A 14,986-nucleotide genomic window follows, 5' to 3' on the forward strand; every position below is an offset into this window, starting at 1 on the left:
CTTCACCTTCTCGCTCGCACCGTGCCCCGTTCACGCACCTCCTCGCCGCCGCGCTCGATCGCCGATGCCTTCGACCTCGAGACCTTCCTGCCGTTCCAGCTCTCGGTGGTCGCCAATCGCGTGAGCCAGTCGGTGGGCCAGGCGATCGCCGGCCGCTTCGCGCTGCAGATCCCCGAGTGGCGCATCGTGGTGGTGCTCGGCAAGTACGGTGCACTGTCTGCGCTCGAGATCGCGCGCAAGACCAGCATGGACAAGGCGCGCGTGAGCCGCGCGCAGCACCGGCTGGTCGACCTCGGCCTGGCCAACATGCACCCTTCCGCCGAGGACCGGCGCAAGGTCATCGTCTCGCTCGAGGAAGAAGGCCTGGCGCTCTACCGCGACATGGTGCCGCTCGCGCACGACACCGCGCAGCGGCTGTTCGCGCAGCTCACGGCCGACGAGCGGCGCGTGCTGCAGACCATCGTGCAGAAGCTGTTCGACAGCACCACGGGCTTCGAGCCCAGCGGCGAGCTCGAGTAGGCGGGTTACAGGCCCTGGAGGTAGTGGGCCTTCTGCGCGGGGTAGTAGTCGCCGAAGGAAGGCAGCGCGCGGCCCTCGCGCGCGGCGACCAGCATGTCGAGGTAGTACTCCCAGCCCGGTCCCACCTCTGCCGCGAGCGCCGGATCGTCCAGGCGTTGCAAGAAGCGCAGCGTGGTGATGTCGTCCTGCTGCGCCAGCGTCAGCTCGAGGCGCCACTCGCCGAACTCGTCCACGGTCGCGACCGCGAGACGATGCGGCGCCTCGCAGGCATCGATCCTCAGCTCGGTCCAGGGCTGGTCCTTTTCGTGCACCAGCTGGAGCCGCACCGTCAGGCCCTGGCCGGCCTCGCCTTCCCAGGGCCCGAACCAGAGCGCGGTCTCCCCGGGCCTCGTGACGCTGGCCCAGACGTCGTCGATGGGCGCGCGAAACCTGCGCTCGATGATCAGGTCGTTTCCTTGAAGCCGGCCGGTGGCTTGGGGGCTCATGCAGTCTCCTGGCGTTCGTGGATCGCCACGCATTCTCTTCGGGGCACGCGGATCCGATGGAATTCAGGCCCGGGCGCCGAGGGTTTCTCCCGGTGCTTTGAGATCGTTGTCAACGAAACAATCTGGTCTGGAGATTGCTTCGGTCCAGGGGATCCCCCGTCCCCGTGGATATCCCCCATGAACTGCCAGACCGCCTCCACCCCCCGCCTTCCCATCGAGCGCTGGACCCTCACCACGCACGACATCGACGCCTATGCCAGCAGCCAGAGCGGCTGGCACCTGGAGTGCGACATGCTGTCGGGCGGCAGCTTCGCGGGCTTTCTCGACCATGTGCAGCTGCCGGGCCTGCGGCTGGTGCGCGAGACCACCAACCGCGCGCTGCGCCAGCACGGCGAGATGAATCCCGAGTGCTGCGGCTTCGCGCTGACCTGCCGGCAGGAGGGCGAGGCGCGCTTCTCGGGCCAGCGGCTCGACACCGAGTCGGTGATGGTCGGGCGCTGCGACGAGCTCGACCTGTGCAGCCCGCCGGGCTTCGAGCTGATGGGCATCGTGGTCGACAACGCGCTGCTGCAGTCGCTGGCCGAGCGCCTCGACGAGCGCGGCCCGCCGGCCTGGCTGGCGCGGCGCGTGGTGCTGCACTTCGACGACGCGACCATGCGCGCGCTGCGCGGCACGTTGCTCGGCGCCTTCGCTGCGCTCGATGCGATGCCCGCGCTGCTCGCCGACCCGACCGCCACCACGCAGCTGCGCGACGACGTGCTGCTGGCCTGGCTCGAGGCGCTTCCCGAGGACGTGGACCTGCGCGAGCTGCGTTCCACCGAGGCGCAGCGCCGCGTGGTGCGCCGCGCCTGCGAGCTGATGATGGCGCGGCCCGACGAGCCGCTGTCGATGCTCGAGGTCTGCAGTCGCATCGGCGCGAGCCAGCGCAAGCTCAACTACTGCTTCCAGGAAACGCTGGGCCTGAGCCCGGCGCGCTACCTCCGGGCGCTGCGCCTCAACGGCGTGCGGCGCGAACTCAAGCGCCTCGGTGCCGGTTCGGTGCAGGACGTCGCGGCCCACTGGGGCTTCTGGCACCTGAGCCAGTTCGCGACCGACTACCGGCGCCAGTTCGGCGAGTTGCCCTCGCAGACGCTGCGTGGTGCCGCGCTGATGCACCACTGAAGGGCCGACCGGGCGACCGGCCGATCGGTCGACCCAGGGGAATCCCGGGGGCCGCGGCAGGCTAGGTTTGCCAATTCTTGATACCCGCTTCGCGGCGCGATCGCTATCGTCGATCGCCATATGTCGTCCTTTCCGTCCACCTTGCCGAGCGCCCGCGCGCTCGCCGCGGCGCTGAAGCGCCGCGAGTTCTCGTGCCGCGAACTGATGCAGGCCTGCCTGGCGCGCATCGACAGCCTCAACCCGAAGGTCAACGCGCTGGTGTCGCTGCAGCCACCCGAAGCGATGCTGCGCGAGGCCGATGCCTGCGACGCGCGGCTGGCGCGCGGCGAGCCGGTGGGCCGGCTGCACGGCTTTCCGATGGCGCCCAAGGATTTCGTCGCCACCGCGGGCATCCCCACCACCATGGGCAGCCCGCTGTTCGCGAACCAGCTCACGCCGCACGACGCGATCATGGTCGAGCGGCTGCGCCGCGCCGGCGCGATCTTCGTCGGGCGCAGCAACACGCCCGAGTTCGGCCTGGGCTCGCACACCTACAACACGGTGTTCGGCACCACGCGCAACGCCTGGAACCTCGACCGCGCGGCCGGCGGCAGCAGCGGCGGCGCCGCGGTGGCGCTCGCGCTGCAGATGCTGCCCGTGGCCGACGGCAGCGACATGATGGGTTCGCTGCGCAACCCGGCGGCCTGGAACCATGTCTACGGCCTGCGGCCCTCGCTGGGCCGCGTGCCGACCGGGCCCGGGCCCGAGCTGTTCTTCCAGCAACTGGGTTGCGAAGGGCCGATGGGCCGCACGCCCGAGGACGTGGCCTGGCTGCTGTCGGTGCAGGCCGGCCACGATCCGCGCTCGCCGCTGAGCCTGGCCGGCGACGGCGAGGCCTTCGCGCAGCCGCTCGATGCCGAGCTGCGCGGCACGCGCGTGGCATGGCTCGGCGACCTCGGCGGCCACCTGGCGATGGACCCGGGCGTGATGGCGCTGTGCGAGGCGGCGCTGCGCCACTTCGACACCCTGGGCTGCACGGTCGAGCCGGCCGTGCCCGATTTCGACTTCGACGCGCTGTGGACCGCCTGGCTGCGCCTGCGCGGCTTCATCGTGGCCGGCGCGCTGCAGGGCCTGCATGCCGATCCGGCGCTGCGCGCGAAGCTCAAGCCCGAGGCCTGCTGGGAGATCGAGCAGGGCCAGCGGCTGGCCGTGCCCGCGCTGCACGAGGCCGCCGTCACGCGCACCCGCTGGCATGCCACGCTGCTCAAGCTGTTCGAGCGCTTCGACGTGCTGGTGCTGCCGGCCGCGCAGGCCTTTCCGCTGCCGGCCGAGCTGCACTGGCCGCGCGAGGTCGGCGGCCGCGCGATGGACACCTACCACCGCTGGATGGAAGTGACCATCGGCCCCTCGCTCGCGGGCCTGCCCGCGATGGCGGTGCCGGCCGGCTTCTCGCCCGACGGCGCGACGCGCGGCCTGCCGATGGGCCTGCAGCTGATCGGCCGGCCCGGCGCCGACCTCGAGGTGCTGCGGCTCGCGCACGGCTGGCACCAGGCCGTGCCCTTCGCCGACGCGCGCTCGCCGCTGCTGGCCGCGGCCTGAATTTCCGAGAACACACAACAACCACCCGAGGAGAAAAGCGCATGCGCAGACGTTCGATGATCGGTGCCGGCCTGGCGGCCGGCCTGTCCACCATGGCCGGTTCCGTCCTGGCCCAGGGGCTGGCCGGCAAGACCCTGAACCTGATCGTTCCCTACCCGGCCGGCGGCGGCTCCGACATCAACGCGCGGCTGGCCGCGCCCGAGCTGTCGCGGCTGCTGGGCCAGCCGGCCGTGGTCGACAACGTGCCCGGCGCCAGCGGATCGCTGGGCGTGATGAAGGCCGCCAACGGCGCGGCCGACGGCTCGGTGTTGCTGATGGGCTCGCCGATGGAGCTGATGCTCACGCCGCTCACGCTCGCGAGCGCGCGCTACAAGGCCGAGGACTTCCGCCCCATCGGCATGATGGCCGTGACCTCGATGGTGCTGCTGGCGCGCAAGGACCTGGGCCCGGGCAGCGTCGACGAGCTGATCGCGCAGCTGCGCAAGCCCGACGCGAAGGAGCTGAGCTACGGCAGCATCGGCCCGGGCTCGCTCTACCACCTGCTGGGCGAGCGCTTCACGCAGCAGACCGGCACCAAGATGCTGCACGTGCCCTACAAGGGCTTCGCGCCGATCATCAACGACCTGCTCGGTGGCCAGATCGACCTGGTGTTCGCGCCGCTGGCCGGCAACGTGCCCGACCTGCTGGATGCCGGCAAGGTCAAGGCGCTGGGGATCGCGGCCGCCACGCCGCACGAGCGCTTCGGCGCCATTCCGCTGATCCGCGCCAGCAAGGGGCTCGACGACTTCGTCTACAGCCTCTGGGCCGGCGCGCAGGTGTCGCAGCGCGTGCCCGAGGAGACGCAGCAGCGGCTGCACGTGGCCTTCAACGAGATGATGCGCAAGCCCGAGCTGCGCCGCGCCATCGAGCTCGGCGGCAGCAAGGTGGCGCCCGAGCAGACGCTGGCCGAGCTGCGCCGCGGCTACCAGGCCGACGTGGAGCGCTACCGCGCGATCGCGAAGTCGGTCAACCTGCGCCCCGAATGAGGGCGGCGGCCGCGGCCCGCGATTTGCCAGTTTTCGATAACGGCGAGCCGGCGCGCGGAGGGAGGATGCGGCCCTGTCCATCCTCCATCGCCAAGGAGCATTCCATGCCCGCCGCTTTCCCTTTTGCAGCCTCAGGCGCGCTGACGCGCCGCCAACTCGTCATCGGCGGCGGCGCGGCCGCGCTGGCCGGCGTGCCCGCGCTGTCGCACGCGCAGTCGAAGACGATCAAGATCGGCTACCTCACGACCTTGTCGGGCGTGCGCGCCAATTTCGGCGAGGCCGACCCCTGGAGCCTGGAGCGCGTGCGCGCCGCGCTGAAGGACGGCCTCACCATCGCCGGCACCAACTACAAGGTCGAGATCGTGGTGCGCGACACCCAGTCCGACGCCAACCGCGGCGCCACGATGGCCAGCGAGCTGTTGCTGCGCGAGAAGGTCGACCTGCTGCTGGTGCAGGACAGCGATGCCGCGCTCGCGGCCGGCCAGCTCTGCGACGTCAACGGCGTGCCGATGGTCTCGACCATGGGCCCGTGGCAGGCCATCACCTTCGGCCGGGGCTCCACGCCGCAGAAGGGCTTTCCGTTCTCGTTCCATTTCTTCTGGGGCGCCGACGACGTGCTGAAGAACTTCTTCGGCATGTGGGAGCCGCTCAAGGTGGAGCGCTCGCTGGGCACGCTCTACATCGACAACGGCCCGGGCCATGCCTTCGCCGATCCGGCCACCGGCATCCCGGGCGGCGCGAAGCAGCGCGGCTACAAGGAGACCAACGGCGGCTTCTTCAAGATCGCGACCGACGACTTCAGCAACCAGGTCTCGAGCTTCAAGGCGGCGCGCGCGAACATCGTCTCGGGCTTCGCCTATGCCAACCACTTCGCCACCTTCTGGAAGCAGGCGCAGCAGTCGGGCTACCGGCCCGAGGTGGTGACGATGGCGGCGGCCTTCCTGTTCCCGAGCGCGGTCGAGTCGCTGGGCGCGGCCGGCAACGGCATGTCGACCGAGGTCTGGTGGACGCCCAACTTTCCGTTCAAGTCCTCGCTGACCGGCCAGAGCGCCAAGGCACTGGCGGCCGACTGGGAGAGCTCCACCGGCAAGCAGTGGACCCAGCCCATCGGCTACGGCCATGCGCTGTTCGAGGTCGGCATCGCGGCGCTGAAGAACGCGACCAATCCAAAAGACAAGAAGGCGGTGCGCGATGCGCTGGCCAACTTGCAGCTCGACTCGGTGGTCGGGCGCATCGACTTCAAGGGCAGCCCGATCAAGAGCGTGGCCGTCACGCCGATGGTGGCGGGCCAGTGGCGCAAGACCGCCGCGGGCGCGAAGTTCCCGTACGAGCTGGTGATCACGCACAACAGCACCGCGAAGCAGATCCCGGTGGAAGACGAACTCAAGCTGCTGTCGCAGCTCAAGGCCTGAGCCCGCGACGCATGACCGACTGCCTCGTCATCGACGGCCTGTGCAAGCGCTACGGCGAGATCGTGGTGGCCGACGGCGTGTCGCTCGCGCTCGCGCGCGGCCAGTGCCTCGGCGTGGTCGGCCCCAACGGGGCCGGCAAGAGCTCGCTGTTCAACCTGATCACCGGCGTGGCCGTGCCCGATGCCGGCAGCATCCGGCTCGAGGGCCGCGAGCTGGTCGGCCTGCGCGCCGATGCGCGCGCGCGGCTGGGCGTGGCGCGCGCCTTCCAGATCCCGCAGCCCTTCGCGCACCTGAGCGCCTACGAGAACGCGCTGGCCGCCGCCAGCTTCGCGGCGCGGCTGCCGCGCGCGCAGGCCGCGCAGCTGGCCTGGGAGGTGCTCGAGCGCACCGGCCTGGCCGACCGCGCCGAGGTGCCCGCGGGCCGGCTGCCGCTGCTCGACCGCAAGCGGCTCGAACTGGCCAAGGGCCTCGCGGCTCGGCCGCACCTGCTGCTGCTCGACGAGATCGCGGGCGGCCTGACCGAGGCCGAGGTGCAGGTGCTGGTCGCGCTGGTGCTCGAGCTCAAGCGCGACGTGGCGATGATCTGGATCGAGCACATCGCGCAGGCGCTGATGGCGGTGGCCGACCGCATCATGGTGCTGAACTTCGGCCGCAAGCTGCTTGAGGACGCACCGGCCGCCGCGATGGCCAGCCGCGAGGTGCGCGAGATCTACATGGGCGTCGGAGAAGAAGCAGAGGAGGGCGCCCATGCCGCTGCTTGAAGTGCGAGACCTCTGCAGCCACTACGGCGACCTGCAGGCGCTGTTCGACCTGTCGCTCGACGTGGGCGAGGGCGAGGCCACGGCGCTGATCGGCGCCAACGGGGCCGGCAAGTCCACGCTGATCCGCGCCATTGCGGGCCTGGGCCGGCGCAGCCGCGGCACGGTGCGCTTCGACGGCCAGGCCATCGAGGCCGAGCCGGCCGAGCGCATCGCGCGCCGCGGCATCGCACTGGTGCCCGAGGGCCGCATGCTGTTCGCCTCGCTCACGGTGGAGGAGAACCTGCGCATGGGCGCGCTGTGCGGCCGGGCCGGCCACTGGAACCTGGCCACCGTGTATGCGCTGTTCCCGATCCTGCGCGAGTTCCGGCACCGGCCGGCCACGCGGCTGTCGGGCGGCCAGCAGCAGATGGTGAGCATCGGCCGCGCGCTGATGGCCAACCCGCGGCTGATGCTGTGCGACGAGATCTCGCTGGGCCTGGCGCCGGTGGTGATCGCACAGATCTACCGCGCCTTCGGCGACATCCAGGCGCAGGGCACGGCGCTCTTGATCGTGGAGCAGGACGTGACGCGCGCCTGCCGCATCGCGCAGCGCGTTTATTGCCTGCTCAAGGGCCGCGTCACGCTGGCCGGCCCCGCGTCGGACTTCAGCGCGCAGCAGATCGCCAACGCCTACTTCGGGCACTGAGAGAAGCACCATGGCCTGGATCGAAACCCTCATCAACGGCGTGTTGCTCGGCGGCCTCTATGCGCTCTTCGGCCTCGGGCTGGCGCTGGTCTTCGGCGTGATGCGCATGGTCAACCTCGCGCACGGCGAGTTCGTCGTGCTCGCGGCCTACTTCGCGGTGTTCCTGGCCGCGCAGTTCCCGCAGGTGTCGCCGCTGCTGCTGCTGGTGCCGGTGGCGCTGGCCGCCTTCGGCACCGGCTACCTGCTGCAGCGGCTGCTGCTCAACCGCGCGGTGGCGACCGACGATCCGCTCACGCCGGTGCTGGTGACCTTCGGCATCGCGGTGGTGCTGCGCAACCTGATGGTCGAGCTGTTCGGCGCCGACCCGCGCGCGCTCGACGGCGGCGCGCTGGCCACGGCCGGCTTCGAGCTCGGCGGCCTGCGCATCGGCTGGTACCCGGTGCTGGTGCTGGGGCTCGCGGTGCTGGCCTTCGGCGCGCTGCAGTGGCTGCTGCGGCACTCGCGCTTCGGCCTGATCGTGCGCGCCACCTCCGACCACCGCGAGATCGTGCGCACCATGGGCGTGCGGCCGCGTCATGTCTACGGCGTGGTCATGGGACTGTCGCTGGCCTTTGCCTCGGTGGCGGGGCTGCTGCTGGCGCTGCGCACCTCATTCACGCCGTTCTCGGGCGTGGAGCGGCTGCTCGGTGCCTTCGAGGTCGTGATCATCGGCGGCATGGGCTCGTTCTGGGGCGCGCTGGCCGGCGGCATCGCGCTGGGCGTGGCGCAGCTCGCGGGGCAGCGGCTCGATTCCAACGCGGGCGCGCTCTATGCGCACCTGCTGTTCTTCATCGTCCTGATGGTGCGCCCGAACGGCATCGCGGGCCAACGGGCCTGACACCCGATGCGCAACCCATCTCTTTTTCCCTCGATCGGCTTCCTCGCCGCGGCCCTCGCCATCGCCTGCGCGCCCACGGTGGCCGATGCCGGCCTGCTGCGCCTGCTGAGCGAGGTGCTCGTGGTGCTGGCCATGGCCCAGATGTGGAACCTGCTGGCCGGCTACACCGGGCTGGTGTCGATGGGGCACCAGGCCTTCGTCGGCATCGGCGCCTACCTGGTGTTCGTGGTCTCCGACCGGCTCGGTCTCTCTCCCTACTGGATGGTGCCGCTGGCCGGCGTGGGCGCGGCGCTGCTGGCGGCCGCGGTGGCACCGCTGATGTTCAGGCTGCGCGATGCCTACTTCTCGATCGGCATGTGGGTGCTGGCCGAGATCGTGCGGCTGCTGGTCGCCAAGTTCCCGCTGTTCGGCGGCGAATCGGGCGTGCCGCTGCAGGCGGTGCGGCTGGTCGATGCCGAGACCTTCCAGCGCAACGCGTTCTGGATCTCGGGTGCGATCGGCCTCGCGGCCGTGGCCGGCGTCTACCTGCTGATGCGCTCGCCCTTCGGCCTCGGGCTGATGGCGGTGCGCGACAACGAACTGGCCGCCACCAGCATCGGCGTGAACGTCTGGCGCAACCGCTTCATCGCCTTCGTGCTCTCGGGCCTGGGCTTCGGGCTGGCCGGCGGCGCGCATTTCATGGGCACGATGTTCGTCTCGCCCGACTCGGCCTTCGACATCAACTGGGTCGTGACCGCGATGTTCATCGTCATCATCGGCGGCATCGGCACCATCGAGGGCCCGCTGATCGGCACCTTGATCTACTTCGGGCTGCGCGAGCTGTTCAACACCTGGTTCGCGATGTCGGGCGGCTGGTACCTGATCGCCATGGGCAGCATCGCGGTGGCCGTGATGCTGCTGGCGCCGCGCGGCCTCTGGGGCCTGGCGCGCGAGCGCTGGGGCTGGCGCGGCCTGAGCGTGCAGCGCCATCCGCCGCACAGGGCGGCATCGATTTCCCCTTCCTCTTCTACTTCTTCTTCCATTTCCCACACCACCGAGGACGCAACGCATGAAGAACACCGCCTTCTTTCACGATGAACGCACCTTCTGGCACGTGCCGGGCGGGCTGCACGCCCTGTTCCTGCCGGTCGGCGGCTGGGTCCAGCCCATGGCCGGCAGCGGCATGGCCGAGTCGCCCGATTCCAAGCGCCGCATCAAGTCGCTGATGGACGTGTCGGGCCTCAGCGCGCAGCTCGACCTGCTGGGCGCGCCGATGGCCAGCGAGGAGGACCTGCGGCGCGTGCATCCCGCGAGCTACCTCGAGAAGTTCAAGGCCGCCAGCGATGCGGGCGGCGGCGACCTCGGCGAGGTCGCGCCCTTCGGTCCCGGCAGCTACGAGATCGCGAAGCTCTCGACCGGCCTGGCCATCGCCGCCATGGACAGCGTGCTGCAGGGCCGCCACCGCAACGCCTTCGCGCTCACGCGGCCGCCGGGTCACCACTGCCTGCGCGAGCACAGCATGGGCTTCTGCCTGTTCAACAACATCGCGGTGGCGATCGAGACCATGAAGGCGCGCCGTGGCGTCAAGCGCGTGGCCGTGATCGACTGGGACGTGCACCACGGCAACGGCACGCAGGAGATCTTCTACGACCGCCCCGACGTGCTGACCGTCTCGCTTCACCAGGAGAACTGCTTCCCGCCCGGCTACAGCGGCGCCGAGGACCGCGGCGAGGGCGAGGGCCTGGGCTTCAACGTCAACGTGCCGCTGCAGCCCGGCGGCGGCCACGCGAGCTACATGTATGCCTTCGAGCGCATCGTGGCGCCGGTGGTCGAGCGCTTCCGTCCCGAGTTGATCGTGGTGGCCAGCGGCCTCGATGCCAATGCGGTCGATCCGCTGGCGCGCATGCAGCTGCATCCCGAGTCGTTCCGCCAGATGATGAAGCAGGTCAACGCGCTCGCGGCGCGGCACAGCGAAGGCCGCGTGGTGGTGGTGCACGAGGGCGGCTATTCCGAGGCCTGCGTGCCCTTCTGCGGTCTCGCGGTGGTCGAGGAACTCTCGGGCCACCGCACCGAGGTGCAGGATCCGTTCAGCGACTTCTTCGGCCTGCAGCAGCCCTCGGCGCGCTTCGATGCGTTCCAGCGCGGGCTGATCGACGAGATGGCGGCGCTGCACGGGCTCTGAGCGCAGCGCCGGGCCCGGGCTCAGGCGGGCTGCGCGTGCCCGAGCGCCTGGAACGGATGCCAGTGCGAACCGGCGCGCTGGCGGCTCGCCGGCGCGGCCTTCGGCGGCGCCGCGCTCGCCGTCTGCATGCGCGCCTCCAGCAGGTCGAGCAGCGCGCGCAGCGCCGCGCTGTTGTGGCGGCGCTGCGTGTAGGCCGCGAACAGCCAGAGGTCGCTGGGCATGAAGTCCTTGAGCACGGGCACGAGCCGGCCGCCGTCGATGTGCGGCTGCGCGAGCAGCGCGGGCACGCAGACGGCGCCGACGCCCGCGAGCGCCGCGGCGATCAGGGCCGCCGCATCGTTGGCGTCCATGCGTGCGTTCACCGGCACGCTGTGGGGCTTGCCGTCGATCTCGAAGGGCAAGTGCGCGGGGCCGCCGCCGGCCGAGTAGGCGAGCACTTCGTGGCGGCGCATGTCGTCGGGCACCCGCGGCATGCCGCGCCGGGCCCAGTAGCCTGGCGTGGCGCACAGCACCAGCGCCATCGGGCGCAGCTTGCGCACGATCAGGTTCTCGTCGCCGATGCGGCCCACGCGCAGGGCGACGTCCACGCCTTCCTCGACCAGGTCGATCACGCGGTTGCTCAGGTGCAGGTCGATGTGGACATCGGGATGCAGGGTGATGAACTCGCCGAGCAGGCCGGGGAAGTCGGTCTGCACGAGGCCGTGCGGCGCCGCCACGCGCAGGCGCCCGCTCGGGCGCGCGCCATGGGCCTGCAGCTCGTTCTGCGTGTCCTCGACCATCTCCATCAGCGGCATGCTGCGTTCGCGCAGCAGCCGGCCCGCGTCGGTCAGCGTGACCGAACGCGTCGAGCGGTTGAACAGCCGCACGCTGAAGCTGGCCTCCAGCTGCGCGACATGCTTGCTGACGCTGGCCTTCGAGATGCCCAGCATGTCGGCGGCGCGCGAGAAGCTGCCGCGCTTGGCGACCTCGAGGAAGGTGCGCAGGTGCTCGAGACCGTCCATCGAATCCCTGCTCCGTTCAGGACGCCTTGGCGGCGCCGGCCGTGCGCGCGGCCGGGCGCCGCTGCACCAGCACGTGCGTGGTCTCGGTGATGGGCTCGCCGCTGCTGCGGTCGACCAGCACGGGATCGATCTGCCGGCCCGTTTCCTTCTCCTGCAGCACCACGCTCTTGCCCTCGGTGGCGAAGTGCCGGTTGCCCCAGGTCACGAGCGAGAGCAGCACCGGCCGGAAGTCGCGGCCCAGCGGCGTGAGGCAGTACTCGAAGCGCGGCGGGCGCTCGCTGTACTGGCGCTTCTCGAGCAGGCCGTCCTCGACCAGCGAGTTGAGCCGGCGCGTCAGCATGTTGGGCGCGATCTGCAGGCTGTTGACGAAGTCGTCGAAGCGGGTGATGCCGTAGAAGGCGTCGCGCAGGATCAGGATGCTCCACCGCTCGCCCACGCGCTCGAGGCTGCGCACGATGGGGCAGTACTTCATCCGCTGCTCGGGGCTGATGGGCGTGGGGGTCTTCGGGGTCATGGGCGGCTCTTCTTGGAAACGTCGGTGGCGCGGAAGTCGGCGGGACTCAGTGCGCGTCGGCGGACGGTGCCTTCGGCGGCCCGACCTTGCGCATGAGCGGCACCATCGCGGTGGCGATGATGAAGCAGACCATGATGCCAAAGAAAACGTCGGAAAAGGTCAGCGTCAGGGCCTCGCGGAAGGTCAGGCTCCAGAGCTGGCGCAGCGCGGCCGAGGCGCCCACCAGCTGGTCGGTGGCGCCCTGCAGCCGGCTGCTCACGCCGTCGAGCAGCGCGGTGGTGGCCTCGTTGCTGCGCGTGAGGTGCTCGGCCAGCCGGTAGAAGTGCAGGTTGGTGCGGTCGTTGAGCAGCGTGGCGCAGGCCGCGATGCCGAGCGCGCCGCCGAGGTTGCGCATCAGGTTGAACAGCCCCGAGGCGAGCTTGAGCCGGTTCATCGCGAGGCCGCCGAGCGTCAGCGTGACCGCGGGCGGCACCGCGAACTGCTGGCCGATGCCGCGCAGCGCCTGCGGCAGCAGCAGCTCGGCCGGGCCCCAGTCGTGCGTGATCGGCGTGAACTGCCACATCGACAGCGCGAAGCAGGCCAGCCCGAACATCATCAGCCAGCGCAGGTCGACGCGGTTGGCGAAGAAGGCATAGACGGGAATGGCCAGGATCTGGAACACGCCGGTCGAGAACACGGCCAGGCCGATCTGCAGCGCGCTGAAGCCGCGCACGCGGCCGAGGAATAGCGGCGTCAGGTAGATGGTGGCGAAGATGCCGATGCCCGTGATGAACGAGAACAGACAGCCGAGCGCGAAGTTGCGGTCCTTCAGCGCGCGCAGGTCGACCACCGGGTGCGCATAGGTCATCGAGCGCCAGACGAACAGCACGCCGGCCGTGCCCGAGACCCAGGCGGCGCCCGCGATCGCGGGGTCGCCGAACCAGTCGAGGCGCGGTCCCTCCTCGAGCGTGTACTCGAGGCAGCCGAGGAACAGCGCCATCAGCACCATGCCCAGGTAGTCCGCGTTGCGCAGCAGCGACCAGTCGTGGCGGTCGATCTTCACCAGCAGCGGCACCGCGATGGTCACGAAGATGCCGGGCACGAGGTTGACGAAGAACAGCCAGTGCCAGGAGTAGCTGTCGGTGATCCAGCCGCCGACCGAGGGCCCGAGCGTGGGTGCCAGCGAGGCGATGGCGCCGATGATGGCGGCCGCGAAGACGCGCTGCTTGCCCTGGAAGAAGGCGAAGGCGGTGGTGAAGACCAGCGGGATCATCGAGCCGCCGAGGAAGCCCTGCAGCGCGCGGAAGGCGATCATGCTCTGGATGTTCCAGGCGATGCCGCACAGGAGGCTGGTGAGCGTGAAGCCCGCGGCCGAGACGGCGAACAGCCAGCGCGTGGACAGCACGCGCGACAGCCAGCCCGACATCGGGATCACGATGATCTCGGCGATCAGGTAGCTGGTCTGGACCCAGACCGTTTCGTCGGTGCCGGCCGACAGGCCGCCGCCGATCTCGCGCAGCGATGCCGAGACGATCTGGATGTCGATCAGCGCGATGAACATGCCCACGCACATCGCCGCGAAGGCCAGGGCCTTGGCGGAGGTGGTCATGCCGGCGGGGTCGACGATCCCCGAGGCGGGCTGGCTCATGGTTCGCCTGCCGTGCCCGTGCGTGCGTTCGCGAGCTGCACGTCGCGCGCATCGACCTCGGCCGTGACCGACAGGCCGGGGCGCAGCAGGCCGAGCACGCCGTCGGCGTCGTCGAGCACGATGCGCACCGGCACGCGCTGCACGATCTTGGTGAAGTTGCCGGTCGCGTTCTCGGGCGGCAGCACGCTGAACTGCGCGCCGGTGGCCGGCGAGAGGCTGGCCACGTGGCCGTGGAAGCGGCGCCCGGGCACGGCATCGGCCTCGACGATGGCGGGCATGCCGGGCCGGAAGCGCGCGAGCTGGCTTTCCTTGAAATTGGCGTCGATCCACAGGCCGCGCGCCGGCACGATCGACATCATGTGCGCGCCCGCCGCCGCGAAGGCGCCGCTGCGTGCATTGCGGTTGCCGACCGTGCCGTCGATGGGCGCGCGCAGCTCGGTGTAGCCGAGGTTGAGCCGCGCGATGTCGCGCTCGGCCGTGGCCTGCGCGAGCGCGGCCTGTGCCTGCTGGCGGCGGGTGGCGATCACGTCGAGCTCGCGCTCGGCGGCCAGCTTGCTCGCCTGCGCCTTCTGGCCGTTGGCCACGGCCTGCTTGTAGTCGGCGTCGGCCTTCTGCGCGCTCTGTACCGACACGGCCGCGGTGGCCGAGAGGTTCTGCAGCCGCTGGGCATCGTCGCGCGCGCGCAGCGTCTCGGCGGCGGCGGCGTTCACGCTCGCCTCGGCCTGCGCGATCACGGCCTGCTGCAGGCTGCGCGTGGCGAGCAGGTTGGCCAGCACGGCCTCCTGGCTCGCGACGGTGGCCTCGGCCTTGTCGAGGGCGGCGCGGTAGTCGCGGTCGTCGAGCTTCACGAGCAGGTCGCCGGCATGCACCGCCTGGTTGTCGGTGGCCGCGGCGCTGACGATGTAGCCCGGCACCTTGGGGCTGACGACGGTGATGTCGCCGCCCACGTAGGCGTCGTCGGTGCGTTCGACGAAGCGCCCGCCGTTCCACCAGTGCCAGCCATAGACGGCCGCGGCCAGCACCACGGCGATGGCCGCGCAGCTCGCGACGAGGCTGCGCCCGTGCGGGCGCCGGTGCCGCGGAATTCCTGCCGGGGCCTTTTCAACGGAGGAGTCCGTCATGTGTTGTTTTCCTTGGTCGGGTGGGAATCGGGTGGCTTGCATCCATGTGGATTGCAATA

The 14,986-nt window shown here is 70.6% G+C and carries 15 protein-coding genes; 10 read left to right on the forward strand and 5 right to left on the reverse strand.

Annotation, left to right across the window (positions count from 1 at the left end):
• Window positions 1-21: 21 nt before the first annotated feature.
• Window positions 22-519, forward strand: coding sequence for a MarR family winged helix-turn-helix transcriptional regulator (locus tag R0232_RS34270; RefSeq protein WP_093345485.1), 498 nt, complete (start codon window positions 22-24; stop codon window positions 517-519).
• A 5-nt stretch (window positions 520-524) separates the two neighbouring features.
• Here the strand turns inward: R0232_RS34270 and R0232_RS34275 are convergent, their stop codons facing one another.
• On the reverse strand, window positions 525-1,004 hold the full coding sequence (locus tag R0232_RS34275; protein ID WP_431513771.1) for an SRPBCC family protein: 480 nt from the start codon (window positions 1,002-1,004) through the stop codon (window positions 525-527).
• Window positions 1,005-1,181: 177 nt separating this feature from the next.
• On the opposite strand from R0232_RS34275, the gene R0232_RS34280 reads away from it, so the two are divergent.
• The 9 genes from R0232_RS34280 (at window position 1,182) to R0232_RS34320 (ending at window position 10,664) form a co-directional block, all read left to right on the forward strand.
• On the forward strand, window positions 1,182-2,165 hold the full coding sequence (locus R0232_RS34280) for a helix-turn-helix domain-containing protein (protein WP_431513772.1): 984 nt from the start codon (window positions 1,182-1,184) through the stop codon (window positions 2,163-2,165).
• 141 nt (window positions 2,166-2,306) lie between these two features.
• Window positions 2,307-3,743, forward strand: a complete 1,437-nt coding sequence (locus R0232_RS34285) for an amidase (RefSeq protein WP_431513773.1) — start codon at window positions 2,307-2,309, stop codon at window positions 3,741-3,743.
• Window positions 3,744-3,784: 41 nt separating this feature from the next.
• The gene (locus R0232_RS34290; protein WP_296783586.1) at window positions 3,785-4,768 is read left to right on the forward strand and encodes a Bug family tripartite tricarboxylate transporter substrate binding protein; all 984 of its coding nucleotides are present in this window, start codon (window positions 3,785-3,787) and stop codon (window positions 4,766-4,768) included.
• A 104-nt stretch (window positions 4,769-4,872) separates the two neighbouring features.
• Window positions 4,873-6,180: an ABC transporter substrate-binding protein gene (locus tag R0232_RS34295; protein WP_431513774.1), complete on the forward strand. Its 1,308-nt coding sequence runs from the start codon at window positions 4,873-4,875 to the stop codon at window positions 6,178-6,180.
• Between the two features lie 11 nt (window positions 6,181-6,191).
• The gene (locus R0232_RS34300; RefSeq protein ID WP_431513775.1) at window positions 6,192-6,941 is read left to right on the forward strand and encodes an ABC transporter ATP-binding protein; all 750 of its coding nucleotides are present in this window, start codon (window positions 6,192-6,194) and stop codon (window positions 6,939-6,941) included.
• Window positions 6,928-7,626 carry an ABC transporter ATP-binding protein gene (locus R0232_RS34305; RefSeq protein ID WP_431513776.1) on the forward strand — a complete coding sequence of 233 codons (699 nt, stop codon included), beginning with the start codon at window positions 6,928-6,930 and terminating at the stop codon, window positions 7,624-7,626. Before R0232_RS34300 ends, R0232_RS34305 begins: the two co-directional genes overlap by 14 nt.
• 10 nt (window positions 7,627-7,636) lie before the next feature.
• Window positions 7,637-8,503: a branched-chain amino acid ABC transporter permease gene (locus R0232_RS34310; protein WP_431513777.1), complete on the forward strand. Its 867-nt coding sequence runs from the start codon at window positions 7,637-7,639 to the stop codon at window positions 8,501-8,503.
• Between the two features lie 6 nt (window positions 8,504-8,509).
• On the forward strand, window positions 8,510-9,580 hold the full coding sequence (locus R0232_RS34315; RefSeq protein WP_431513778.1) for a branched-chain amino acid ABC transporter permease: 1,071 nt from the start codon (window positions 8,510-8,512) through the stop codon (window positions 9,578-9,580).
• A complete protein-coding gene (locus tag R0232_RS34320; protein ID WP_208514103.1) occupies window positions 9,552-10,664 on the forward strand; it encodes a class II histone deacetylase in 1,113 nt (370 codons plus the stop codon). The genes R0232_RS34315 and R0232_RS34320 overlap by 29 nt, the downstream gene beginning before the upstream one ends.
• 20 nt (window positions 10,665-10,684) lie before the next feature.
• Here R0232_RS34320 and R0232_RS34325 read toward each other — a convergent pair whose 3' ends face one another.
• The 4 genes from R0232_RS34325 to R0232_RS34340 all read right to left on the reverse strand — a co-directional run bounded on the left by R0232_RS34325 (window position 10,685) and on the right by R0232_RS34340 (window position 14,927).
• Window positions 10,685-11,665 (reverse strand): LysR family transcriptional regulator, encoded by a 981-nt coding sequence (locus R0232_RS34325; RefSeq protein ID WP_431513779.1) that lies wholly within the window; start codon window positions 11,663-11,665, stop codon window positions 10,685-10,687.
• A gap of 16 nt (window positions 11,666-11,681) precedes the next feature.
• Window positions 11,682-12,137, reverse strand: coding sequence for a winged helix-turn-helix transcriptional regulator (locus tag R0232_RS34330; protein ID WP_431514674.1), 456 nt, complete (start codon window positions 12,135-12,137; stop codon window positions 11,682-11,684).
• A gap of 88 nt (window positions 12,138-12,225) precedes the next feature.
• A complete protein-coding gene (locus tag R0232_RS34335; RefSeq protein WP_431513780.1) occupies window positions 12,226-13,806 on the reverse strand; it encodes a DHA2 family efflux MFS transporter permease subunit in 1,581 nt (526 codons plus the stop codon).
• On the reverse strand, window positions 13,803-14,927 hold the full coding sequence (locus R0232_RS34340; protein WP_431513781.1) for an HlyD family secretion protein: 1,125 nt from the start codon (window positions 14,925-14,927) through the stop codon (window positions 13,803-13,805). Before R0232_RS34340 ends, R0232_RS34335 begins: the two co-directional genes overlap by 4 nt.
• Between the last annotated feature and the right edge of the window lie 59 nt (window positions 14,928-14,986).

The sequence above is a fragment of the Variovorax sp. DAIF25 genome, assembly GCF_050711835.1.
Lineage (GTDB): Bacteria > Pseudomonadota > Gammaproteobacteria > Burkholderiales > Burkholderiaceae_C > Variovorax.